The 22,993-nt window shown below is 71.8% G+C and carries 21 protein-coding genes and 1 pseudogene; 13 read left to right on the top strand and 9 right to left on the bottom strand.

From position 1 onward, the window contains the following. Positions 1-54: 54 nt before the first annotated feature. A complete protein-coding gene (locus tag BL253_RS34675; RefSeq protein WP_076821919.1) occupies positions 55-1,608 on the top strand; it encodes an HNH endonuclease signature motif containing protein in 1,554 nt (517 codons plus the stop codon). Between the two features lie 103 nt (positions 1,609-1,711). Here the strand turns inward: BL253_RS34675 and BL253_RS34670 are convergent, their stop codons facing one another. Together BL253_RS34670 and BL253_RS34665 are read right to left on the bottom strand one after the other, a co-directional pair. Continuing rightward, the gene (locus BL253_RS34670; protein WP_076821900.1) at positions 1,712-2,947 is read right to left on the bottom strand and encodes a cytochrome P450; all 1,236 of its coding nucleotides are present in this window, start codon (positions 2,945-2,947) and stop codon (positions 1,712-1,714) included. A gap of 342 nt (positions 2,948-3,289) precedes the next feature. Continuing rightward, the gene (locus tag BL253_RS34665) at positions 3,290-3,649 is read right to left on the bottom strand and encodes a hypothetical protein (protein WP_076821898.1); all 360 of its coding nucleotides are present in this window, start codon (positions 3,647-3,649) and stop codon (positions 3,290-3,292) included. Between the two features lie 175 nt (positions 3,650-3,824). Between BL253_RS34665 and BL253_RS34660 the strand changes: the two genes are divergently transcribed. Next, the gene (locus BL253_RS34660) at positions 3,825-4,382 is read left to right on the top strand and encodes an NADAR family protein (protein ID WP_241835406.1); all 558 of its coding nucleotides are present in this window, start codon (positions 3,825-3,827) and stop codon (positions 4,380-4,382) included. Positions 4,383-4,481: 99 nt separating this feature from the next. Then, on the top strand, positions 4,482-5,084 hold the full coding sequence (locus tag BL253_RS34655) for a M50 family metallopeptidase (RefSeq protein ID WP_076821894.1): 603 nt from the start codon (positions 4,482-4,484) through the stop codon (positions 5,082-5,084). A 7-nt stretch (positions 5,085-5,091) separates the two neighbouring features. Here BL253_RS34655 and BL253_RS34650 read toward each other — a convergent pair whose 3' ends face one another. The 3 genes from BL253_RS34650 to BL253_RS34640 form a co-directional block, all read right to left on the bottom strand. Next, positions 5,092-6,051 (bottom strand): ABC transporter permease, encoded by a 960-nt coding sequence (locus BL253_RS34650; RefSeq protein ID WP_081438994.1) that lies wholly within the window; start codon positions 6,049-6,051, stop codon positions 5,092-5,094. Beyond that, the gene (locus BL253_RS34645; RefSeq protein WP_076821893.1) at positions 6,048-8,762 is read right to left on the bottom strand and encodes an alpha/beta fold hydrolase; all 2,715 of its coding nucleotides are present in this window, start codon (positions 8,760-8,762) and stop codon (positions 6,048-6,050) included. Before BL253_RS34645 ends, BL253_RS34650 begins: the two co-directional genes overlap by 4 nt. Before the next feature lie 275 nt (positions 8,763-9,037). Beyond that, positions 9,038-9,529, bottom strand: coding sequence for a nuclear transport factor 2 family protein (locus BL253_RS34640; RefSeq protein ID WP_076821891.1), 492 nt, complete (start codon positions 9,527-9,529; stop codon positions 9,038-9,040). A gap of 156 nt (positions 9,530-9,685) precedes the next feature. Here BL253_RS34640 and BL253_RS34635 point away from each other — a divergent pair, with 156 nt between their 5' ends. Beyond that, a complete protein-coding gene (locus BL253_RS34635; protein WP_076821889.1) occupies positions 9,686-10,294 on the top strand; it encodes a TetR/AcrR family transcriptional regulator in 609 nt (202 codons plus the stop codon). Positions 10,295-10,442: 148 nt separating this feature from the next. Beyond that, positions 10,443-11,351 (top strand): oxygenase MpaB family protein, encoded by a 909-nt coding sequence (locus BL253_RS34630; protein ID WP_076821887.1) that lies wholly within the window; start codon positions 10,443-10,445, stop codon positions 11,349-11,351. A gap of 10 nt (positions 11,352-11,361) precedes the next feature. On the opposite strand, the gene BL253_RS34625 is transcribed toward BL253_RS34630, so the two are convergent. Next, on the bottom strand, positions 11,362-11,919 hold the full coding sequence (locus BL253_RS34625) for a TetR/AcrR family transcriptional regulator (protein ID WP_241835405.1): 558 nt from the start codon (positions 11,917-11,919) through the stop codon (positions 11,362-11,364). A 98-nt stretch (positions 11,920-12,017) separates the two neighbouring features. Between BL253_RS34625 and BL253_RS34620 the strand changes: the two genes are divergently transcribed. After that, complete coding sequence (locus BL253_RS34620; protein WP_076821883.1) at positions 12,018-12,917, top strand: SDR family oxidoreductase; 900 nt, start codon at positions 12,018-12,020, stop codon at positions 12,915-12,917. A 148-nt stretch (positions 12,918-13,065) separates the two neighbouring features. Here the strand turns inward: BL253_RS34620 and BL253_RS34615 are convergent, their stop codons facing one another. Beyond that, a complete protein-coding gene (locus tag BL253_RS34615) occupies positions 13,066-14,037 on the bottom strand; it encodes an alpha/beta hydrolase (protein WP_076821882.1) in 972 nt (323 codons plus the stop codon). Positions 14,038-14,272: 235 nt separating this feature from the next. On the opposite strand from BL253_RS34615, the gene BL253_RS34610 reads away from it, so the two are divergent. After that, complete coding sequence (locus BL253_RS34610; RefSeq protein ID WP_076821880.1) at positions 14,273-15,577, top strand: helix-turn-helix domain-containing protein; 1,305 nt, start codon at positions 14,273-14,275, stop codon at positions 15,575-15,577. Positions 15,578-15,597: 20 nt separating this feature from the next. On the opposite strand, the gene BL253_RS34605 is transcribed toward BL253_RS34610, so the two are convergent. Next, positions 15,598-17,316, bottom strand: a complete 1,719-nt coding sequence (locus BL253_RS34605) for a serine/threonine-protein kinase (RefSeq protein WP_076821878.1) — start codon at positions 17,314-17,316, stop codon at positions 15,598-15,600. Positions 17,317-17,610: 294 nt separating this feature from the next. Here BL253_RS34605 and BL253_RS34600 point away from each other — a divergent pair, with 294 nt between their 5' ends. From BL253_RS34600 to BL253_RS34580, 5 genes are all read left to right on the top strand, one after another. After that, positions 17,611-18,072 carry a hypothetical protein gene (locus tag BL253_RS34600; RefSeq protein ID WP_198946516.1) on the top strand — a complete coding sequence of 154 codons (462 nt, stop codon included), beginning with the start codon at positions 17,611-17,613 and terminating at the stop codon, positions 18,070-18,072. Between the two features lie 11 nt (positions 18,073-18,083). Next, entirely contained in the window at positions 18,084-18,293 is a 210-nt protein-coding gene (locus BL253_RS34595; RefSeq protein ID WP_198946515.1) for a helix-turn-helix transcriptional regulator, read from the top strand. 5 nt (positions 18,294-18,298) lie between these two features. Beyond that, on the top strand, positions 18,299-19,279 hold the full coding sequence (locus tag BL253_RS34590; RefSeq protein WP_076821875.1) for an NAD(P)-dependent alcohol dehydrogenase: 981 nt from the start codon (positions 18,299-18,301) through the stop codon (positions 19,277-19,279). A gap of 221 nt (positions 19,280-19,500) precedes the next feature. Continuing rightward, the gene (locus BL253_RS34585; RefSeq protein WP_076821914.1) at positions 19,501-19,923 is read left to right on the top strand and encodes a YciI family protein; all 423 of its coding nucleotides are present in this window, start codon (positions 19,501-19,503) and stop codon (positions 19,921-19,923) included. Between the two features lie 57 nt (positions 19,924-19,980). Next, positions 19,981-21,126: an RNA polymerase sigma factor gene (locus tag BL253_RS34580; RefSeq protein ID WP_198946518.1), complete on the top strand. Its 1,146-nt coding sequence runs from the start codon at positions 19,981-19,983 to the stop codon at positions 21,124-21,126. A gap of 164 nt (positions 21,127-21,290) precedes the next feature. On the opposite strand, the gene BL253_RS34575 is transcribed toward BL253_RS34580, so the two are convergent. Beyond that, the gene (locus BL253_RS34575) at positions 21,291-22,415 is read right to left on the bottom strand and encodes a hypothetical protein (RefSeq protein ID WP_076821873.1); all 1,125 of its coding nucleotides are present in this window, start codon (positions 22,413-22,415) and stop codon (positions 21,291-21,293) included. Positions 22,416-22,721: 306 nt separating this feature from the next. Between BL253_RS34575 and BL253_RS34570 the strand changes: the two are divergent. Beyond that, positions 22,722-22,993 (top strand): annotated as a pseudogene (locus BL253_RS34570) (IS701 family transposase); the annotation flags it as partial.

The following is a 22,993-nucleotide window of genomic DNA, read 5'->3' as shown; positions in this document are numbered from 1 at the left end:
CTCCCATCGATGGACCGGTTCTGGGCCTGGCGCTCCTTGACCTCGGTGGTGGCGATGTCCGGCGAGAAGATCGACACGGAAGAGTTCGACACGGCTGGGTCCGGCTCGGCCGGGCCGGACCTGGAGACGGCTCCGCTGCCCGAGCTGGAGGCGGAAATCTGCGGGTGGGCGGGGCGGATCGCGGCGGGGACGTGCCGGATGTTGGTGGTGCTCGCGGCGTTCGACCGGCGGCGGGGGTGGTCGGGGCTTGGGATGGCGACGTGTGCGCAGTGGCTGTCGTGGCGCTGCGGCATCTCGGTCCGTACGGCGCAGGAGCATGTGGCGGTGGCTCGGGCGTTGGAGGGGCTGCCGGCGGTGCGGGCGGCGTTCGCGGCCGGGCGGTTGTCGTACTCGAAGGTGCGGGCGGTCGCGCGGGTGGCCGAGCCGGTGTCGGAGTCGTCGTGGTTGACGCATGCGCTGCATTGCACGGCAGGGCAGTTGGAGCGGCTGGTGTCGCGGTTCCACCAGCTCACCGCGGATCCGTCGGTGCGGGGGGTGGCGCGGAAGGTGTCGTGGCGGACGAGCTCGGATGGCCTGTTCCGGCTCTCGGCGGTGCTGACCGCGGAGGAGGGCGCTCGGCTGACGGTGGCCCTCGATGCGGCTCGGGCGGCCCTCGACGACGCCACCCCGCCGCCGACCGGCGGCGAGCCCGGCCCTGTGCCGGTGGACGGCGAGATCGTGGACGCGCCGCGTGATCGCCGCGCTGACGCAGACGCGCTGGTCGCGCTCGCGGAGGGGTTCCTGTGCCGGCCGGTGCCGACGTTGATGGATCCGTCGCACACGCTGACCGTGCATGTCGACGTGGAGACCCTGCTGGCCGATCCGCGGCTGGCCGCGGGGCGCGGCGGCGGGCATACCCCACCGCCGGGTGACAGCGCGGGCCAGGGCGGTGGCAGCTGGCCGGCGGCAGAGGACGGGTTCGCGACGGCGGCTGGGAGTGACCCGGTTGGTCGGCTGGCGCGTGGGTTGTTGCGGTGTGATGCCGGGCCTGGTGTCGGGCTGCCGTGGGCGGTGCTCTCCCGGCTCGGGTGCGACGCGCTCGTGCGCGCGCTCGTTCAGGATGAGGCGGCCAACCCGCTCGCGCTTGGCCGGCGCCGCCGGCTGCCGACCCGCCGGCTGCGGGACGCGGTCTACGCCCGCGACCAGGGGATCTGTCAGTACCCGGGATGCACCCACACCCGGTGGTTGCAGGTCCACCACCTGCGCGCCTGGGCGGAGGAGGGGGGCGCGACGGACCTGGAGAACCTGGCGCTGCTGTGTTCCCGGCATCACCGGCTGATCCACGACGAGGGCATTGCTCTGCGCCGCCGCGGCGACGGCAGGATCGTGGCGACGCTGCCGGACGGCCTCGAGATCGTCCCGGCGCCCCGCCTCGACCCGAACGCCGATCTGCCAGATCAGCGTGGCCGGTCCGGGGATCCCGATCCGGCCGGCTGGCTCGCCGCCGCGGCGCGACACGTCGCCGCCGACGCGATCCATACCCAGGACGGTGGTCGGCTTAGCTGGGACGACTCGCTCCTCGTCCTCATGCAACACCTACAGCCATCGGGCGCGCGCCAGGCCCGGTGACACCGGGCCATCCCCGACCCGGCCGCATGCCCCGAGAGCCGGCCGCGACGGTCGTGACGGCCGTGACGGCAGCGGCGGCGGCAGCCACCGAGGCGCGCTTCGGTCACGAGCCGAGCTTGGGGCCGGGGGTGAAGCGGACGGGTAGGTGGCGGGGGCCGGAGATGAAGTTCGACGCCAGCCAGGTGGTCGGTCCCGCGGGCTGGATGTCTGGCATGCGGGTGAGGATCTCGTGTAGTAGTGCGGCGATCTCGACGCGGGCGAGGTGGGAGCCGAGGCAGAAGTGTGGGCCGCCGCTGCCGAAGGCGATGTGGTCGTTGGGGGAGCGGGTGATGTCGAACGTCTGGGGGTTGGTGAAGGCGCGTTCGTCGCGGTTGGCGGAGCCGTAGTACATGGCGACCTTGTCGCCGGCGGTGATTTTCTGGCCGTGTAGTTCGGTGTCGGTGGTGGCGGTGCGGCGCATGTAGACGACGGGGCTGACCCAGCGCAGCATCTCCTCGATCGCGGTGTCGAGGTGGGCGTCGAGGTCCGCTGTGAGTGTGGTGCGTTGGTCGGGGTGTTCGAACAGGGTGTGCATGCCGCCGCCGACGAGCTGGCGGGTGGTGTCGCCGCCGGCGTCGATGAGCAGCATGAAGAACAGGTTGAAGTCCGTCTCGTCGAGGCGGTGGCCCTCGACCTCGGCGGCCAGTAGTCGGCTTGAGAGGTCGTCGCCGGGGTTTCGGCGTTTGGCTGCCTGTAGCTCGCTGGCGTAGCTGAACATCTTCATGGCGGCGTTGAGCTGGGTGCCTTCGGGCACGGTGTCGGGGGCGGCGTGGATGAGTTCGGTCAGCTTGTAGAGTTCCCGGCCGTCTTCCAGGGGCATGCCGAGCAGGTCGGCGATGACGAACGAGGGCATCTCGCCGGCGAGGTCGTCGACGAGGTCGCATTCGCCGCGTTCGATGACCGCGTCGACGATCCGGCGGGCGAGCGCCTCCACCCGATGTGCGAGCGGCTTCACGGAGCGGGGCACGAAGGCGGGGCTGACGAGCTTGCGGTATCTGCTGTGCCGCGGCGGGTCCATCATCAGCATCATCTGGTGCTCGCCGACGGAGGCGCCGTCGCCAGGTACGTCGGCGATCTGTATGGATGGCGAGTTGGAGAACGTGCCCGGGTCGCGGGCGACGTGGCGGATGTCGTCGTAGCGGGTGACCGCCCAGAATCCGGGGCCGTCGGACTCGTCGTGGCGATGTACCGGGTCGTGCTCGCRCAGCCAGGTGAACTGGTCGTGTGGCTGGCCGTTCGCGAACGACGCCGCGTCCAGCAGGTCGATCCTCGGCGCCGTGGCGGTGCTCCCCGCTGTCATGACTCTCCCCCACCTTCGATCCAGCGAAGACCGGCCGTGCGCCGATCCCCGGGACGCACCCTCTCAAAAACGCAGATGTCTTCGCATGGGTGCGTGGAAGGGCGCGCCGCCGCGAGCGGTGGCGCCCCGAGCCGTCGTGTCCGCTCACGAGGTCGCCTCCTGAGCCGGTATACGCGGACCCTGGGCGCCGGCCGCGGACGTCGAGGAACTACTGGCCTGCACGGCACGCTGCGATGATGCGGCGGGATATCGATGCGCGCGACGGCTCACGCCCTGCGCACGGACGTAGTTCGGCCATGTCGTCGCGGGCTGGTGATCGGGTGAATCGGGTGGCAGGGGCACCTACTGGCCGAAGGCGTAGCGCAGGTTGGCGTTGATCAGCTGGTTGAGGCGTTTGCGCATGTGGCCGGTCAGACCTGGGTCCGGGAGCGGTTCGTCGGCGTGGAGGGTCCAGCGCAGGTCGGTGCCGCTGTGGTCGCCGGGGGGAAGGTCGAAGTGGATGGTCGCGTCCGGGCGCTTCTGCCACAGCGACGACCAGACGAGGGCCGCGGGCGGTTTCGAGACGAGGACGCGGGGGCGCTRCTCGTCCTTCAGCAGCGTCAGCCAGGGGCGGGCGGGATCCCGGTCGGGTTGGGTCAGCGCCTCGAAGATCACATGCGGTGGGGCGGGCTGGTTGCGCCGACGGCTCCCGATCTCRACCACCGGCCGAGCATAGGGCGGAGTCTCCCGGCTGATCGGCCGACGGTGGTGCGGGAATGCGGTGAGGTGGGACTTCGGCGCTGTGCCGACTGGAAACCTGTTGGGTGTAGGCGGGTCGGGCTGGCAGAGTCGCGTCATGGCGAGGACGGACACAGACCCGGCGACGCATCCGCGGTCGGTGACGGAACTGGTGTCAGCCGAGGCGGCCGGCCGGCAGCTGACGTTCCGGTTCTTCTGGGGGCACCGGCCCCGGGCCGGAGGCGGGATCGGGCCGAGCTGCCTGAGCCAGTGGTGGCCGGTCGCGTTCACCGTTGACGGCCGCCGGTACTCCAGTGCCGAGCACTTCATGATGGAACGCAAGGCGGTCCTGTTCGGCGACGACGACATCGCTCGGCAGATCCTGGCCGCGCCGGACCCGGGACGGGCCAAGTCTCTTGGTCGCCGGGTCCGCGGCTACGACGACGCGACCTKGGAGCAGCACCGCTTCGCCATCGTCGTCGCCGGCAACACCGCCAAGTTCGCCCAGCATGGCAGCCTGCGCGGATACCTCCTCAGCACGGGCGCGGACATCCTGGTCGAGGCGAGCCCGCTCGACGCGGTCTGGGGCGTGGGCCTGGCCGCCTCCGACCCCCGGGCTCACCATCCCGCCGAGTGGCCTGGGCTCAATCTGCTCGGCTTCGCCCTCATGGACGTCCGCGCCGCCCTCGCCGCCCTCGCCGGCGTTGCCCGGTCCTAGCCCTCGTCGAGAGCGCTGCTGTTGGTGACGAGGTGATGTGGTGCCGCCCGTCGCCGGCCGCCGGCCGCCGGCCAGTGCCGTCGTGCCTATAGTCGCGAGGTGAAGCCGGGGGAGCTGCGGACCCTGGAGGCCGTGCGGGCGGAGCTCTCGCGGCTCGTGCGCTACGACGACGAGTCGCTGGTGCATGACGTCTGGATCAGACAGCGGTATGAGGGCGGGTTCGCCGGGACCTACGCGCCGGCACGGGCGGAGGCGGTGGCGACGGCCTGGCACGAGGCCGGGCACGCGGTGGCGGCGCTGGCCGCCCGGGCGCGCTTCAGCTCGGCGTCGATCCGCGCTGGCGCGCGCAGCTCCGGCCGGGTTCATGCGATCACCAGTGGCGGCGCGGACGAGTTCCTGATCGCGGCCGGCGGGCGGGTCGCGGAGGGCCTGCGCGGGTGGACGCTGCCGTCGTCGGACGCCGAGGTGCGGGCGTGGCTGGCGTCGTGGCGGGACGACGGCGGAGACGCACGGCGGTTCCGGGCCGGGCTGGCGGGAACCCGGTTCGCCGCCGACGAGGCAGCCGCCTGGCGGCACTGCGTGGACAGGCTGACCCCGCTGCGCCCGCAGATCCGCTCGCTGGCGCGCGGCCTCCTGGTCTGGCCGCGGCACCTGCCCTACGCGGTCGCGGCCGCACTCGCCGCCCCGGCGCCCACCGGCTGACGAGGTCCTAGCTGACGATGTCCTTGCGCTGGAAGTGCCACCAGGCGACGGCGAAGAACACCGCCGAATAGACCAGGACCAGGCCGCTTCCGCGCATCATGTTGTCCCATTGGACACTGGGCCCGACCGCGTCGAGCCAGGCGTACTGGAAATGGGTGGGCAGGAACTTCCGGTACGGGTCCAGGGCCGTGATCGAGTCGAGGATGTTCGACAGGACGACGACCATGGTGGCCCCGCCGACCGCGCCCAGCGGGGCGTCGGTGAGCACGCCGAACAGGAACGCGAGCGCCGCGACCAGCAGCGACTGCAGGCTGGCGTAGCCGACGACGATCAGCAGCCTCGTCAGCCCCTCCCCGGTGGTGAAGGAACCACCCAGGGGCGACTGCGCCGGCGCCCACCCGAAGAACATGCCGCCGATCACCAGCGCCCAGGCGGGCAGCAGGACGTTCGCGCCGAGGCTCAGCGACAGGGCGACGATCAGCTTCTGCCGCAGCAGCCGCGCGCGGGGCACCGGGATCGCCAGCAGGTAACGCAGCGAGGACCAGCTCGCCTCGCTCGCGACCGTGTCGCCGCAGAAGAGGGCGACCAGCACGACCAGCAGGAACGACGCCGAGGCGAACTCGGTGAACAGGGCGAAGTTGATGGCGCCCTTCGTCGCCAGCGTCGCCAGCAGCGGTCCCGAGAAGTTGCCGCTGTTGTTCCCGTTGGCGGGCCCGGGTGAGCTCGCCTGGAAGGCGAGCGCGATGGCCAGCGGCAACAGCAGGAGAATGAGGGCGACGACGTGGGTCCGGCGGCGGCGCAGCTGCCGGACGAACTCCACCCCTGCTGGCAGGGTGCGGCCGGGCCGGAAGCCGCCGTCGCGGGCCTCGGCCTCGGTCACGTCGATGTCCATCAGCATGTCGTGCGCGCCGCGCTGGGTGGGGGGCGCCCGCAGCTCGTCGGGGCCGCCGGTGGGTGGCAGTGTCATTGATCCGCGCCGACCATCCTGAGGAACACTTCCTCCAGCGAGCGTTGGGCTGGCATGATCTGCGACGTCATGCCGGCGGCGGCCAGGATGTGCTGCGCCTCCTCGGGATCCGCGACCGCGAGCTGCGTCCTGCTCGCGCCGACGATCTCCTCCACCGACCCGGCCGCGACGAGCCTCCCCTTGTGCATGACGACGACGTGGGTGCAGGTCTGTTCCACCTCGGCGAGCAGGTGGCTGGAGATGACCACCGTGCGGCCCGTCGTCGCGTAGCGCCGCAGGACCTCCCGCATCTCCGCGATCTGCGGCGGGTCCAGGCCGTTGGTCGGCTCGTCCAGGACCAGGAGCTCGGGCAGCCCGAGCATGGCCTGGGCGATCGCGAGGCGTTGGCGCATGCCCTGGCTGTACGTCTTCACCCGTCGCTCGACCGACGCGCCCAGCCCGGCGATCTCCAGCGCGGTGTCGACGTGCGCGTCCTGCGGCGGCCGGCCGGTCGCCGCCCAGAACAGGCGCAGATTGTCCCGTCCCGACAGGTGCGGCAGCAGCCCCGGGCCCTCGATGAACGTGCCGACCTTGGCGAGGACCGGTGCTCCCGCCTCCACGAGCTCGCCGAACAGGCGGACCGTGCCCGCCGTCGGCCTGATCAGCCCCATGAGCACGCGCAGCGCGGTGGTCTTCCCGGCCCCGTTCGGCCCGAGCAGCCCGACGACCTGGCCGCGCTCCACCCGGAAGGTCACGCCGTCCACCGCGCGGTAGCCGTCGCCGTACTCCTTGACCAGGCCCTCGATGACGACGGGCACCGCCGCCAGGTCGGCCGCCACGGCTCGCCGTCGCCGGTGCCGGAGCCGAGAGACCAGCGAGCCGGCCAGGAGCAACACCATCGCCGCGCCGCCCGCCACYAGCCAGATCCACGGCAGGCCGGACCCCCCGATGTGCCCGTCGATCGTGGCGACGGTCAGGTCGCCCCGCAACGTCCCACTGTCCATCGTGATGACGTAGCTGCGCGGTGAGGCCGGCAGCTGGTAGGCCGAGTCGGTGGTCCCGATGGCGACCACGACGCGGTGGCCGGCCGGTATCTGGGTCACGACGCCGGGCAGGGCCACGGTCACGGTCCTCGCGACGCCGGGTTGCAGGCCGGTGAGCTGGATCGGCGCGACCAGGCCGTTCGGGAGGTTGGGAGTCCCGTCCGGGGCCAGGTCGACCAGCGACGCGAACAGCGTCGCGTCGGAGGTGTCCCGCGCGGTCACCCGCAGGTCGATCGTCGAGGATCCGCCCACGAGCATCGCCGCCGGCAGCGGCTCGGACACGAACGCCGCCACCTGGCCGGGAATCGTGGCCAGGCCCGCCAGCCCGGATCCGGCCCCGGATTCGGACCCCGACCCTGAGATCGCCCCTGTCGACCTCGAGAGCGTGGCCGCGTTGGACAGCAGGTCGCCCAGGCCCGGGATGGTGCTGATGGCGGCCGGGCTGCCGCCTGCTGGCGCGTAGATGGTCTGGGGCGGTCCGGCGACGGTCACGCGAGCGGTCCGCCGGCTCGTCGCGTTGTCGTCCGCGCGGAGAATTCGGGGGACGGTCTGCCCGGTCTGGGTGGAGATGCTGCTGCCGGGCACGCCCACCTCGAACGAGGTGTCAAGCTGACCGCGCCCGAGCAACGTCGGAGCGAACCAGTTGTCCACGTTCCGGGCCAGGACGTCGGTCGACGTCGTCCCGTCGTGGCCGCCCGTTCGCCAGACCTCCTTCACCGGCGTGCCGTGGGCGGCGATGCCGCGGGCGTTCGCGTCCGCCTGGCCGAGGGAGAACAACGAGTCCCGCTCGCCCTGGATCAGCAGCGTCGGAGCTGCGATCCGGTCGAGCACGCCGGCTGGGCTGGAGGCTCGCAGCAGCGACAGGATCGCCGCGTCCGCCTGCCCGGTGGAGGCCGCCCGCTGGTAGGCGGCGCAGAGGTCCGGCGCGAACCGTCCGCACTCACCGGGCTGCCGCTGCGCGGCGGAGGTGAACAGCACACCGGCCCACTGCTTCTTGAAGACGCCCGGCCGGTCGGCGTCGGCTGGCTGGCCGTCGGCTGGCTGGCCGTCGGCCGGCTCGCTCGCGGTCGGAGCCGCCTGGTCCGCGGCGACGGCATTCGGGAACAGGGCCTGTGACAGGTCGTTCCAGGTGATGTCGGCGGCGACGGTGTCGATCCGCTTGTCATCGCCGGCCGCGAGCAGCCCGAGCGCGCCACCGTAGGACGAGCCGGCGACGCCCACGCGCGGGTCGCCGGGCGCGTCCTTCAGCACCTGCGGCAGCGTGGCCAGGTAGGTGATCAGCTTGGTCGCGTCGGCCACCTCGTACTTCGGCGCGTCCAGGTGGACCAGCCCGCCGGACCGGCCGAAGCCCCTCGCCGAGTAGGCGAGGACGAAGTACCCGCGCTTCGCCAGGGAGCGAGCCGCGTCGGCGAGGTCGTCCTTGGAGCCGCCGAATCCCTGGGCGAGCAGGATGGCCGGCGCCGGCGTGGCGCGCGGTTGGTAGCTGGTGGTGTCGAGCATGACCGCCGAGCCGTTCTCCGCGGTGCCCGCGACGAACTGGGACCGGGTCCGGATCGCGTCGTCGGAGCCGGGCACCACCACAGCGACCAGAGCGCCCACGATGACCAGGACCACCACCGCGGCGACGGCGACGAGACGCCGCCGCCCCCTGAGGCGGCCCCTGAGGCGACCCTGGAACGGAGCCTTCACCGCGGCTGGCTCTGCCGACGGGCCACGTGTGCCACCGGGATGTCACTCCTTCCGCCGCGGACGATGGTCAGACGTCGAGCATCTGGTCGTCCGGAACGAGCTGGCCACATCGACCGTAACGGCACCGGTGAAACCGGCATCACCCCGAGGGGGGTCCGACTACATACTCACAGTGGCATCAGGCCGTCTCGGCCTCTCGGCCTCTCGGCCTCTCGGCCTCTCGGCCTCTCGGCCTCTCGGCCTCTCGGCCTCTCGGCCTCTCGGCCGTCGGTCGGCTATGCGCGGCTGCCTGAAGGGCGGGTGTCGGTGTGCTCAGGACTGATGCTGGCCAGTAGCTGCGGGAGCTGGCCCAGCGTGACGGCCATGCCCAGGACGTTCTGGTACTCGCGCAGGTGCACGATGCGCCCGTCGCGGACCCTGAGCACCAGGATGAACGACTCCGACGCCTGACGGCCGGTGGTGGTCACGGTCCCCGCCAGGTCGTATTCGGCGATGATCACCTCGGGATCCGCGGTCTCGTGGATGACGACGTCGCGGAACCCCTCGAACCGCACCGGCAGAGCCGCCCCGGCCGCCGCGGTGAACGCGCGAAACGCGTCTCGACCCTCGAAACGCTTTGGCATACCTGGGCGGGCGAAAGGGAGCTCGATGACCACGTCCTCGGCGTAGAGGTCRTCCGCGAGCGCGGAGGAACTCCCGAGCAGTACCTCCTGGAAACGGGCGTAGGCGTCACGCGGGGTCCGATGGACGCTGGCGGACGGTGACACGATGTGGTTCCCCTTCCAGCTGGCCGAGGCGGGCGGCAGCCCGCGCCCCGGGGGCTTCCAACGTTCCGGAGCCTCGGGTGGAGCTAACATGAGTCGCTGCTCAGAATATGATGAGTAGCGACTCATGTTGTCAACGGTGGGAAGGGAGCCTCGCTCATGGCCGAGCGCACGCCCTCGTCGGCGGGCCGCGGCGCCGAACCGGCGAGTCAGGGGCTGCGCGTGGACGCCCGGCGCAACCGGGCGCGCATCCTCGAGGCCGCCGGGGCCGTCTTCGCCGAGAAGGGCGCGTCGGCGTCGACGGAGGAGGTCGCCCGCCGGGCCGGAGTCGCGATCGGCACGGTCTTCCGGCACTTCCCGACCAAGGAGGACCTGCTGCGGGCGCTCGTCGGCGATCTCGTGGCCCGGCTGGACGACGAGATCAGGGTCCTCGCCGACGAGGGCGATCCCGCGACCGGGCTGTTCGTCTTCTTCACGAGCATGGTCGAGCAGGCCGCGGCCAAGAAGACCGTCGTGGACCTTCTCGCCGCCGCCGGGGTCGACCTGCCGGTGGCCAAGCCCGTCGAGGCGCTGCGGGAACCGATCGACGCGCTGCTTGTCCGTGCCCAGCGCGCCGGCGCCGTGCGTGACGACGCCGGTATCAGGGAGGTGCTCGCACTGCTCGTCGCCACCTGCCAGGGAGCTCTGCGCGGTGGCTGGGACCACGACCTGCGAGCCGCGACGCTCGCCATCGTCTTCGACGGGCTGCGTCCCCAGGCGGGCCGATGACGCCAGCTCGACCCGTCCGAGCGATACGTCAGTTCGACTTACCCGGGCGACCCATCCCAACGAACGGCCGCGAGATGGGTCGTGTGTCGGTCTTCATGCTGACAGTTCTGACCGGTCCGGCCGGCGGGACGGCGCGCATGATGGGGTAATGGTGCTGCTCAGGGTGCCCAGGCTGCCCGTCGACGCCGGCGAGATCCGCTCGTGGGTCGGCGGCGAGGTCTTCGCGCGGGTCGCCGGGCCGGACGGCCCAGGCCGGCGCGAACGAATCTTCGAGGCCCCTGGCGAGCGATGGTTCGCGCAGGACCGCCCGATCCGGCGGGTGCACGGCGACTCGGCGATGTTCGTCGGCGGCCTGCGCGCGCTGCTGCTGCAGTCGCTGCATCCGCTGGCGATGGCCGGGGTCGCCGCGCACTCGGACTTCCGCGCCGATCCCTGGGGTCGCCTGCAGCGGACCAGCTACTTCCTGGCGGCGACGACGTTCGGGCCGGCCGACGAGGCGGAGCGGGCGATCGCCAAGGTGCGTGGCGTGCATCGCCGGGTCCACGGGACCGCGCCCGACGGACGGCCGTACGCGGCCTCCGACCCGCATCTGCTGCGCTGGGTCCACCTCGCGGAGATCGACAGCTTCCTCGCGGCCTACCAGCGCTACGGCGCGGAGCCACTGACCGCGGCCGAGAAGGACGAGTACGTCCTGGACACCGCTCTGGTCGCGGAGAAGCTCGGCATCGACGGCCCGCCGCGCACCGTGGCCGAGCTGTCCGACCAGTTGGCGGCCTACCGCCCGGAACTCGCCGGCACGCCGCAGGCCCGGCAGGCCGCGCGGTATCTGCTGGTCAGCGCGCCGCTTCCGCTCCCGGCCCGGGCGCCGTACAGCGCGCTGGCGGCGGCCGCCGTCGGACTGATGCCCGCGTGGACCAGGTGGCCCCTGCGGCTGCCGTACCTGCCGGTGGTCGAGGCGACCGTCGGCCGCCTGGCCGGCTGGGGCGTGGTGGCAGGTGTGCGCTGGGCGACGAGCCCGGCCGCTGGCACCGAGAAGGTCGACCAGCCGGCACCCTGACGGCGTTCCGTCAGGTCAGGGCGCGTAGCGCCGCGGCGGCCTGCGCCAGGCAGGTGGCGACGTCCGGCGGCTCTTCGACGGAGACCTCGGTGGAGAGCCAGCGCGCGAACCCGACCTGGAAGACCGTCACCGCGCTGTGGGCGGCGAGGCTGGCGGTGGGCTCGGCGACGCCGCGGGTGCGCAGCGCCTCGGCGGCCGTGTCGGCCATGGCCGCGAGCTTGAGCAGTTCGCGCTCCTGCAGGCTCGGGTTGGCCGCGATGATGCCGGACCGGCGGACGGCGTGGTCGCGGCGGCCCTCCAGCAGGCTGGCGCCCGCGACCATCCCGGCGAGCGCGGCGTCGAGCGGCGACAGGTCGGCCGGCGCCGCCAGGATCGCGTCGTAGGCCGTGCGCTCCATGGTCTTCGAGCCGTCGAAGAGGACCTCGCGCTTGTCGGCGAAGTGCCGGAAGAAGGTGCGCTCGGTGACGCCGGCGCGCTCGGCGATGTCGCCGGCGGTGGTCTGCTCGAAGCCGCGCTCGGCGAAGAGCTCCACCGCGGCACGGATCATCCGCCCCTGTGCGTCTGGCATCCACCGGCCCATGCCGATCAGTGTAGTGATGACAGCTACTGACATGACGTGCTACTGTTGATGTCAGTCACTGACATACCTGTGAAGGGAAGCCCACCATGCGCGTCTTCGTCACCGGCGCTTCCGGCTGGATCGGTTCGGCCGTCACCGACGAGCTCCTCGCCCACGGCCACGAGGTCGTCGGCCTCGCCCGCTCCGGCGAGTCGGGCGCGGCCCTTGAGGCCAAGGGCGCCACCGCCCATCGCGGCAGCCTCGACGACCTCGACAGCCTGGCCTCGGGCGCCGAGGCCGCCGACGGCGTCATCCACCTCGCCTTCAAGCACGACTTCTCCGACTACGCCGGCGCCGGCCGCACCGAGCACGCCGCCGTCGGGCGCATGCTCGACACGCTGAAGGGCAGCGACCGGCCGTTCCTGGTCGCCTCCGGGCTGGCGACGGGCGTCACCGGCCGGCCGGCCACCGAGGACGACGCCTCGCCGTTCCACGGCGTCGACGCGATGCGCGGCGGCAGCGAGAACCTCGCCCTGGAGTTCGCCGACCGCGGGGTCCGCCCGGTGGCGCTGCGCTTCTCGCCGACCGTGCACGGCATGGGGGACCACGGCTTCACCGCGGAACTGACGAGGATCGCGAAGGATGCCGGGGTGGCCGGCTACATCGGCGACGGCGTGACCCGCTGGGCGGCCGTGCACCGCTCCGACGCCGCGCGGCTGGTCCGCCTCGCGCTGGAGAAGGCCCCGGCGGGCTCACGGGTGCACGCGGTGGCCGAAAACGGCATTCCCTCCCGCGACATCGCCGCCGCCATCGGGGACTACCTGGGCCTGCCGACGGTCTCGGTCCCGCGGGCGGACGCCGAGGCCCACTTCGGCTGGATCGGGCGCTTCTTCGGCATGGACGCCATCGCGTCCAACGACCGCACCCGGGAGCTGCTCGGCTGGACGCCGACCGGCCCGACGCTCTTCGAGGACATCGCGGCCGGGGCCTACGCGGTGCCGGCGTGACCGCCCCGCGCTGACGTGACCCAGTCAGCATGCCGGCCCGGACCAGCGGGAGGCCGCCGGTCCGGGCCGGGGTTCGTCGGGCCGGGATTCGTCGGGCGTGACCACTCTTCGCCGGATGTTCACGCTCCTCTCTGCCTGTGGGTCTGGGTCAGCCGGCGGTTGTGGGGGACAGGCCGAGCGCGGCGGCCAGGACCGCCGTCGCCTCCCTGCCTTCCCGCTGGCTGACGGCCGCCTGCGCGGCGACTCCCGAGCCGTGGAACGTGCCGGGGTAAAGATGAAGCTCGACGGGCACCTCGGCGGCGAGCAGCGCCTGGGCGTAGGCGATGCCCTCGTCGCGCAGCGGGTCGAACTCCATCACCGAGATGTAGGCGGGCGGCAGGCCAGCCAGGTCGGTCGCCCGGGCGGGCGCGGCGTAGGGGGAGACGCCGGGCGTGCCCGGCAGGCCTTCGCCGAGATAGGAGTTCCAGCTGATGACCGCGTTGGGCCGGTTCCACACCGGGGTGTCGACGAACCGGCGCATGCTCGGGGTGTCGAGCCGGTCGTCGATCTCGGGAACACCCAGGAACTGGAAACACAGCGGCGGGCCGCCCAGGTCGCGGGTCAGCAGCGCGAGCCCGGCCGCGAGGCCCGCGCCGGCACTGATCCCGCGGACCGCGATCCGGGTCGGGTCGACGCCGAGGTCGGCGGTGCTCTTCGCCAGCCACTCCAGGGCGGCGTAGCAGTCCTCCAGCGGGGCCGGGAACGGATGCTCCGGGGCCAGCCGGTAGTCCACCGACACGACGACCACGCCCAGCGCGCGGACCAGGTCCAGGCAGGACCCGTCGTCAATGCTGATGTCGCCGACCACGAACCCGCCGCCGTGGATGTTGAGCACGCCGGCGGTGAGGTCGCCGCGCGTTCCGGAACTCGGGAGCGCCGGCCGGTAGACCCGGACGGGAACCTCGGGAGCGCCCGGCGGCCCGGGAACGCGCAGGTCCCGCACGTCGACCCCGGTCGTGTCGGTCCGCGTGCCTTTCCTGAACTCGACGATCCGGGCACGGAACGAGGCCAGGTCGGAGAAGTCGGGCGCCGGCAGCATCGGGATGACAGCCGCCAGCTCGGGGTCGAATCGGTAGGTCATCGCGGATCTCCCTCGGGCGGTGGCTGGCAGCGCTCTGTGACTGGCAGCACTCTGCCGGACCTGCCTGCCCCGGTCATCCGCCAGTCGTCGGACGTTCGCGCGCTGGTACCCGCCACCTGGCGACGGGTTCGGTGGCGGGGTCCGGTGAGGGGTTCAGAGTGTGGCGGCGTCGCCGAGGGAGGCCGTAACCTCCCGGTGTGCGAACGGCTGCCTGGACGAGCGGCGGTGGCCGGCGGTGAAGGGCCTGCTGCTGCAGCTGTCCGCGCTCGACGCGGACGCCGAGAGCGCGGTCCGGGTCATCGCGTACTTCGACGCCCTGGTGGCCGCCCGCGCGGACGTGGCCTCGCTGGTCCGCGCGACCGCCGCGCTCGCCGAGTGCGGCGCCGGCCTGGAGACCGCGGACACGGGCAGGGTGCGGTACCGCCAGGACGGCACGCCCGCGCCGTCCGAGCGGTCCGCGGCGCCCGAGCAGCCTGAGCGGTCCGAGCAGCCTGAGCAGCCCGCGGCGGACGAGTCCGCCGGGCTCGGGCACGTCTCCGGCTGGATGAGGCTCGACGACGACGGCGGCCGGGTGTGGCTGGAGCGGCCCGGGCCGCCCCGCCCGCTGGACGAGATCGTCCTGGAACGGATGGCGATCGCCGCGCGGGCCATCGGCACGAGGGTCCGCCCGTCGCTGCACATCGCCGACCCGGCCCTGGTGGAGCTGGTGCTCTCCGACCGGGAGTCGGCCGAGGACCGGGCCCGGGCGCTGCGCCTGCTCGGCCTGCTGCCCGACGTCGCGGTGCGGGCGGTGGCGATCTCCCCGCCAGCGGGGGCGGACGTCGGAGTGCAGGCGGTCGCCCTGATGGCCCGGGGCCGGCTTGGGCGGCGCACCGTCCGCGTCGCGGTCCTGGGCCGGATGGCGGCGGTGCTGATCCAGGACCGGGCGGTGGCGGCGAGCCCTGCCAGCGACCTGCGCCTCGCGCTCGCCGAACGCCCGTCCAGCCGGACAGGCACGACGGTCCCGCAGGACGGGGAGCGGGACGGGACCTCGCCCGGCGGGCGGCAGGCGGGCGCCGGCTTCGACCGATCCACCTCCGCCTCCACCGGCCACTGGGACGCCGCCGCGCAGCCGCGGGTGGGCATCGGCGGCCCGGTCGACGGGCTCGACGCCCGGGTCTCCTGGCGGCAGGCACGCCTCGCGCTGCGGTTCGCGGCCCCCGGATCCGCCGACGCGCTGGTCGTCGACTACGCGGAACTCGGCTCGGTCGCGCTGCTCGCCGACGTCCCCGTCGACCGGCTGCGCTCCGACCCGGACGTCCGGGCCCTCGACGTCCTCGCCCAGGGCCCGGCCGGCCCCGGTGACATCGCCGTCCTCGAGGCGTACTGCCAGGCGACCTCGCTACGGCAGGCCGCCGCGGTGCTCCACCTGCACCACAGCTCCGTCGCGGTGAGGGTCGCCAATCTGGAGGACGTCCTCGGCTGGCGCCTCGACGAACCCGAGGGACGCTTCCGCGCCCGCCTCGCCCTGCTCGCCCGCCGCCTCGCCACCGCGCCGTAGACCGGCCGGCCCATTCATCCTTAGGGGCTGGAGGCCGGAACCGGGAATTCTCTGGTGACGACGAGGATAAGTTTTCCAGGTTCGGCGAGAGGAAACCCGGCATCGCTTGTGGACACTATTCGCAGGATTCCTGACACTCTCTGTCTCAGCGTCTCCGCCGCGGATCCGAGACCGTCTCCATAAAACACCGTGGTCGTGGAAACATCGTAGGTGCTTACGTAGCCACCGAGCCGGTCGACCGTGAATCCCGCGGCTTCGACCGGCTCGCGGGCCTGATTGGCCAGCCCTTCGATCTTGGAATCGTTGAGGATCACGACCGGGGCGAACGCGGGCGATGACGACTCGGTCGGCGACAGTGAAGGGGTCTGCGACGGTGCGGGGGTGGCCGGCACCGTCGGTGTGTCGTCGCCAGTGTTGATGCCGCGAAGGGCACTGACGATTTCCTGCGCGTCCGAGAGGTCGTCGGCCCGGATGTCGGACTCGACGGCGGAGCGGTCCGGCTCGGCGACGTCGGAGATCGGCTGGAACACCGCGTGGGTGCTGGTCAGCACGCCCAGGCTCGGCACCCCCTGGAAGATGGCCACTCTGCCGTCGTGGACGCCGACGTAGTACTGGCCGCGCATCCATGCCCAGCCCGAGCCCGCGCCGCCAAGCAGCAGCGCCATGACGATCGCGCCGACGACGAGGATCCTGCGTCGTCTCGTTCCGAGTATCGCGCGCCGATGTCCCGCGCTGGCGCCCGGCGGGGAACCTTCGTCCGGGTCGGTCGTGGCCGGGGCTCTGGATGGGCTGACGGTCGGGCCGTCGGTGAGTCCGGTAGGGATGCCGGCGCCGCTGGGTGGGGCGGTTGGTGGCGGCGGGACGGCGAGGCGGCGGACGGGGTTCGTGAGGTGCAGTGGCACCCCCGTGTCAGCGAGCCAGCCAGGGCCACGGGCGGCGACCGCGGCGGCGGCGAGCGCCTCGGCGAAGGAGCCGGCGTCCGTGTACCGGTCGGCCGGATCTTTCTCGAGTGCCCGGAGCACGACGTCGCCGATCTGGCGAGGCACCCCGTGCATCGGCGGGGGAGGGCTGGTCAGGTGCCGCTGCCACAGCTCCGGCGTCGGAAGGGTGGGGTCGAACGGCGGCGCGCCGGTGAGCAGCTGGTAGAGCAGCACGCCGAGGGCGTAGAGGTCGGTGGCTGGGGTCAGCCGCCCACCGGCGATCTGCTCGGGCGCCATGTACAACGGGGTGCCGGCGCCGTGGCCGGTCGCGGTGACCCCGGAGCCGGTGAACATCCGCGCGATGCCGAAGTCGCCGAGCTTGACCATTCCGGCGGTGTCGAACAGGACATTGGCCATCTTGATGTCGCGGTGCAGAATTCCACGCTCGTGGGCATGGCCGAGGCCAGCGGCGATCGCCAGCCCGACCGCGCAGGCCTGAGCCTGATCGAGCGCGGAGCGGCGATGGGTCAGGGTGCCCCCGGCGAGTAGCTCCATCACGATCAGGCCGAGCCCGTCGGCCTCCGCGTAGTCATAGATCCGCACGATGTGTGGATGATCAAGGCTGGCGAGCAGCTCCGCCTCGACGGCGAACCCACCGCCGGCGACGGCTGGTTCGGCCGGGATGACCTTGACGGCCACATCGCGCTTGAGCCGCCGGTGCTGGGCTGCGACGACCAGACCGAATCCACCCRAACCCAGTTCGGCGCCGATCCTGTAGGCGGGCAGCGCGGCGGCGATTCGCTTTTGATTGACAATCACCTGGCCGACCGCCGCGACCAGGAAGACATGCCGCGTCGTCGCATCGTGAGCAGCCCCCGTACCCCGTACCCCGTACCCCGTACCCCGTACCCCGTACGACCGGTGCGACATCATCACCCGGCCGCGTTCCGTGTGCGTGCATCGTCCCAGAGACGCCCGATCGACGGAACGTGGGACGACCCGGCATCGACAGACGTCTCGAGGGTCGACACGGCGGCGCTGATCGCCGTCCGGCGGCCAGGAGCGGCATGTAAAGTTTTCTAGACATCAAGTCAAAGATGCTCTACCTTCGAGATGTCAAAGATTTTGGACATCGAGGGGCTGGGCATGACACACGAGCAGAAGAGGGCGTGGATCAGACTCGTCGTCGCCGTCGTGGCGTACGCGGCCTACGTGGTCGCCGTCGCGATACGGACCGACGCGCATCCGCTGGTTGACGTGCGATACGTCGGACCCTTGCTGTGGAGCGTCGGCGCGGCCATCGCCGCGTCGATCGTGGTGGAGATCGCGATCGGCGTGGCCAACCCGAAGGCGTCCCGGGTGGTGGACGAGCGTGACCGGGAGATCGGCCGGCTCGGCGAGCACGTCGCCCAGTCGTTCGTGGTCATCGGCGCGGTCGCCGCGATGCTCATGGCGATGGTCGACTGGGACACCTTCTGGATCGCCAACGTGATCTACCTGTGCTTCGTGCTGTCGGCGATCCTCGGTGGCGTCGCCAAGGTCGTCCTGTACGGCACGGGTGTCCCGCGGTGGTGAAGCCGACCCGCGTGACGAACCGCATCCGCGCGCTGCGCTTCGCCAACGGCGAGATGACGCAGGCGGAACTCGCGGAGCGTCTCGGCGTGACCCGGCAGACGGTCATCGCCATCGAGCAGAGCCGCTATTCACCGTCCCTCGAGACCGCGTTCCAGATCGCGCAGGTGTTCGGTGTCCGGCTCGACGACGTGTTCCAGTACCCGGATCCGGAGGAGAAGTAGCCGCGATGAAGGCGATCGTTCAGGACGCGTACGGCCCACCCGACGTGCTGATGCTGGGAGATGTCGACAGGCCGACGGTCGGTGATGCCGAGGTGCTCGTCCAGGTGCGGGCCGCCGGGGTCGATCCGGGTGTCTGGATCTTCATGGCTGGGCGGCCGTACGCCGTGCGGCTGGCGGCCGGGCTGCGCGGTCCCAAGGTCGCTGTGCGGGGCCGCGCCTTCGCGGGAGTGGTCGCGGCCGCCGGCGCCGGCGTGACCGGGTTCCAGCCGGGGGACGAGGTGTACGGGACGACCCCGCGTGGGACGTTCGCCGAGTACACGGCGGCGCGGGCGGACCGGATGGCCCACAGGCCCGCGAACGTGACATTCGAGCAGGCCGCAGCGGTACCCATCTCGGCCCAGACCGCGTTGCAAACGGTGCGCGACCGCTGCGGCGTCCGGGCGGGACAGCGGGTGATGGTGATCGGCGCGACGGGCGGCGTCGGGTCGTACGCGGTGCAGCTCGCCAAGGCGTACGGCGCGGTGGTCACCGCCGTGTGCGGGCCGGCGCGGGCGGATCTGGCGCGGTCGATCGGCGCCGGCGACGTCATCGACTACACCGGCCAGGAGATCGACTGCCACGGCCCGGTGTACGACGTGGTCATCGACACCGCGGGGGACCGCCCGCTGTCGCTGCTGCGGCGCGCCCTCACGCCCCGCGGAACGTTGGCGATCGTCGGCGGTAGCTACCGGCGGGGCCGGCTGCTCGGCGGCGTCAGCCGGCAGATGCTGCGCGCCCCGCTGCTGTCGACGTTCGTCGGCCAGCGGCTGCGCAACGTCACCGCGACCGAACGGGCTGCGGACCTAGCGGAGCTGACCCGGCTCATCGAGTCCGGCGCCGTCACCCCGGTCGTCGACCGCGCCTACTCCCTCGCCGAGGCGCCCGACGCTCTTCGCCACCTCACGGACGGGCACCCCGTGGGGAAGCTCGTCGTCACCGTCGCATAGGCGCCGCCAGCAGCGGGCTGAGGCATGGGCGTCGTACAGGACCGCGCGCCACGCCCGTGGACCTGAACCTGGACACCGCGAGACGGCTCGTCGAGGCTGATCTACGGGAGCTGAAAAAGTTTTGCCGGAGATTCGGGCGGCGATGTCGAGAACTCGTGACCGGCTCCGTCCCGGCGGTGAACGTGACCAGAGCGGGTCGCACCAGCACCGAGGAGATCATGATGGCCAAGTACCTGCTGCTCAAGCACTACCGGGGCGCTCCGGCGGCGGTCAACGACGTGCCGATGGACCGGTGGGCGCCGGAGGAGATCTCGGCGCACATCCAGTACATGAACGACTTCGCGGCCCGCCTCCAGGGGACCGGCGAGTTCGTCGACGGTCAGGCGCTCGCTCCCGAGGGGACGTTCGTCCGCTACGACGGTGAGKGACGCCCGCCGGTCACCGACGGCCCGTTCGCGGAGACCAAGGACCTCATCGCCGGCTGGATGGTGATCGACGTCGACAGCTACGAGCGTGCCCTCGAGCTGGCCGGGGAGCTGTCGGCGGCGCCCGGCGCGGGTGGCAAGCCGATCCACGAGTGGCTGGAGCTGCGCCCGTTCCTGCACGCGCCGCMCACCATCACGGAGTGCCTGGGCAAAGGATGATCCAGGTGCGGAGTGATCTGGGTGCAGAGTGACCTGGACATCGAAGTGACCTCTCCGGTGGACGAAGCTCTGCTGCGGAGCCTCACGCCGGGTGTGCTCGGGATCCTCGTCCGCCGCGGAGCTGACTTCGCGGCGGCCGAGGACGCCGTGCAGGACGCGCTGGTCGAGGCGGTCCGGGTATGGCCGGCCGACCCGCCGCGGGACCCGAAGGGCTGGCTGGTCACCGTGGCCTGGCGCAAGTTCCTCGACGCGACCCGGGCGGACACCGCCCGCCGCCGCCGCGAGGACCTCGTCGACGAGGAGCCCGCGCCCGGCCCCGCGTCCGCGGCGGACGACACGCTGCAGCTTTACTTCCTGTGCGCCCACCCGTCGCTGACGGCGTCGTCGGCGGTCGCGCTGACGCTGCGCGCGGTCGGCGGGCTGACCACCCGCCAGATCGCGCAGGCGTACCTGGTGCCTGAGGCGACGATGGCGCAGCGCATCAGCCGTGCCAAGCGCACCGTGGCCGACGTGCGGTTCGACCAGCCCGGCGACGTCGCGACCGTGCTGCGTGTCCTCTACCTGGTCTTCAACGAGGGCTACTCCGGCGACGTCGACCTCGCCGCCGAGTCCATCCGGCTCACACGGCAGCTCGCCGCCGCGATCGACCACCCCGAGGTGGCCGGGCTGCTCGCCCTCATGCTGCTCCACCACGCCCGGCGCGCCACCCGGACCGCGCCCGACGGCCGCCTGATACCGCTCGCCGAGCAGGATCGCGGCCGGTGGGACACCGCGTCGATCGCCGAGGGCGTCGCGATCCTGCAGGCGGCCCTCGCACGCGACCGGCTCGGCGAGTTCCAGGCCCAGGCCGCGATCGCGGCGCTGCACGCCGACGCGCCCACCGCCGAGGAGACCGACTGGGTGCAGATCGTCGAGTGGTACGACGAGCTCACACAACTGACCGACAGCCCGATCGTCCGGCTCAATCGCGCGGTCGCCGTCGGCGAGGCCGACGGGCCACGCGCCGGGCTGGCGGCACTCGCCGCGCTGGACGACTCCCTGCCCCGCCACACCGCGGTCGCGGCGTACCTCCACGAGCGCGACGGCGACCTGACGACCGCCGCACGGCTGTACGCCGAGGCGGCCCACAAGGCCCCCAACCTCGCTGAACGCGACCACCTGACCCGCCAGGCCGCCCGGCTCAACACCAGCCGAGGGCGCTGACGGGTCACGTCCGTCTATCCGATGGCGATAGAGATCGACCTGGCGTCGAGGTAACGTTCGCAGGCTGTCTACGTCGACAACGACCGTTACAGGTCGAGTCTCCACCAAACCCGGTGCTTGACACTCCAGGTGGTCCCGGCGGAGGCCGGCTGCGAGCGCGGGGCTCAGCGCAGCGTGAATGGGATGCGGGTGGCTGGGTCACGCGGCTGCCACTGGTCGAGCGTGAGGCGGGTACCCAGCCCAAGGTCGACCACTGAGGTGTTCAGGGAGAACACCGGATTCACTGTCAGCTGCGCCGTCGTCAGCGTGTCCGGCACGTCGAATCCGATCGGCTCGGGCGATCCCAGGCACCATGGTCTGAGCACGGACACACATTTCCAGACGTCGGCAACGCTCGGCGACACAACTTTGCCATCGTCGAGGGTCACTGAGAATATCCTGCTGGGATCGAAGGTCACGGCCTCCCCATTCAGAATTCCCTTGTTCAGCGGGTCGGACGCGCAGCCGGCCGTCAAGGTGATCCCGATCCACGTCATGGTGTTCGTGCCGCGGCCGGGATCGAGGACCAGGAGGGCGGTACCGGGCGGCAGGGGAACGGATGCGCTCGAAGGTACCAGCGTGAGGGTTATCTTGGTTTTCCAGTCACCCGACACCGGACACGCGCGCGGTTGTCCCGCATTGCCGAGGGCGCYGTTCATCGGAACTTCCATGGTGACGTCGACGGTACGGTTCTCGGCGGCCTGCGGAAGGTCACCGGTAACTTTCCCGGTACGCAGGTCTATCCGGTTGACGTGCCCGTTCTTCTGTATCTCCAGGGACACGGGGCCGTTCTTGGGGACTACGGCCTCGATCAGTTCACCCTTCCGCGGGATGGGGACGGCGACTCGGCCGGCCGCGTCTACCAGCGACACTGCTCCCGCCGGAAGATCCTGTTCCGGGGCACCCGACCTGTCCTCGTTGACCCGTGGAGGAAGCCAGGCCCCCACCAGCAGGACCTCGGACCCTTCCGGCGCGACGGCGTCTTGCAGACGTCCCCATTCGCCGTGCTGGAACTCCGTGTCGAACGTGGGCATCGTCCAGGAGGCGACGAGAAGCCGGTAGTCCTGGCCCCACACCTCGCCGGGACCGTGCGTCCAGCTGATGCCATTCGGATCATGCGGGCTGACACTGGCTACGACGTCCCCGAACGGCTCAGACGCTGTCGCGGAGCCGTTGTTGTGCGCCGAGACCAGTACATGCCATCCGACGGCACGGGTCGGCAGCGCCCGCGGGGCGCCCGCGTGCGTCACCTCGCACCCGGCCAAAAAAAACTGATGCGGCGGCGAAAGCCACCGCGGTCGCACTTCTGAGCGCGCCGCCACGACGGCGATATGTCGAATACCGAACAGGCCGCGGGCTCACCAGCTCTGCCTCACCAAGAGTGCTCGGCACGGGAACCCCCTAGTACTACAGGAACAGTGATCGCCGAGTGGTCTCTCGCCAGGGAGGCGGTGTGGCGGGTGGTGTGAGGCGGCCACCGCGTGGTTCTCCGTGGTTTTGTGAGAATCAACAGAGACGCCGCGGTGGCCGCGGTCGACAGCGTAGTCGGGGTGGACGTGGCGGTGTGGGAGGCGGGGCTGGAGGAGTTGCTCGGCCGGGTCGCGGGCTGTTTTGCGAACGAGCAGCCGAGGGCACAGGCGCGGGCGTATGTGGCGGGGTTGTTGTCGCGGACGGAGCGGAAGAACGGGTGGACGCTCGCGGAGTTCAACGGGGATCCCGGTCCGCAGAAGATGAAGCGGTTGTTGAACGAATATGCCTGGAACGCGGACGCGGTACGTGACGTGGTCGCGGCGTATGTGGCCGAGAATCTGGCGGAGCCGGACGGAGT

This window comes from Pseudofrankia asymbiotica, from assembly GCF_001983105.1.
Classification (GTDB): Bacteria; Actinomycetota; Actinomycetes; order Frankiales; family Frankiaceae; genus Pseudofrankia; species Pseudofrankia asymbiotica.
The sequence above is the reverse complement of the archived record's forward strand: the minus strand, read 5'-3'. Positions and strand labels throughout refer to the sequence as shown.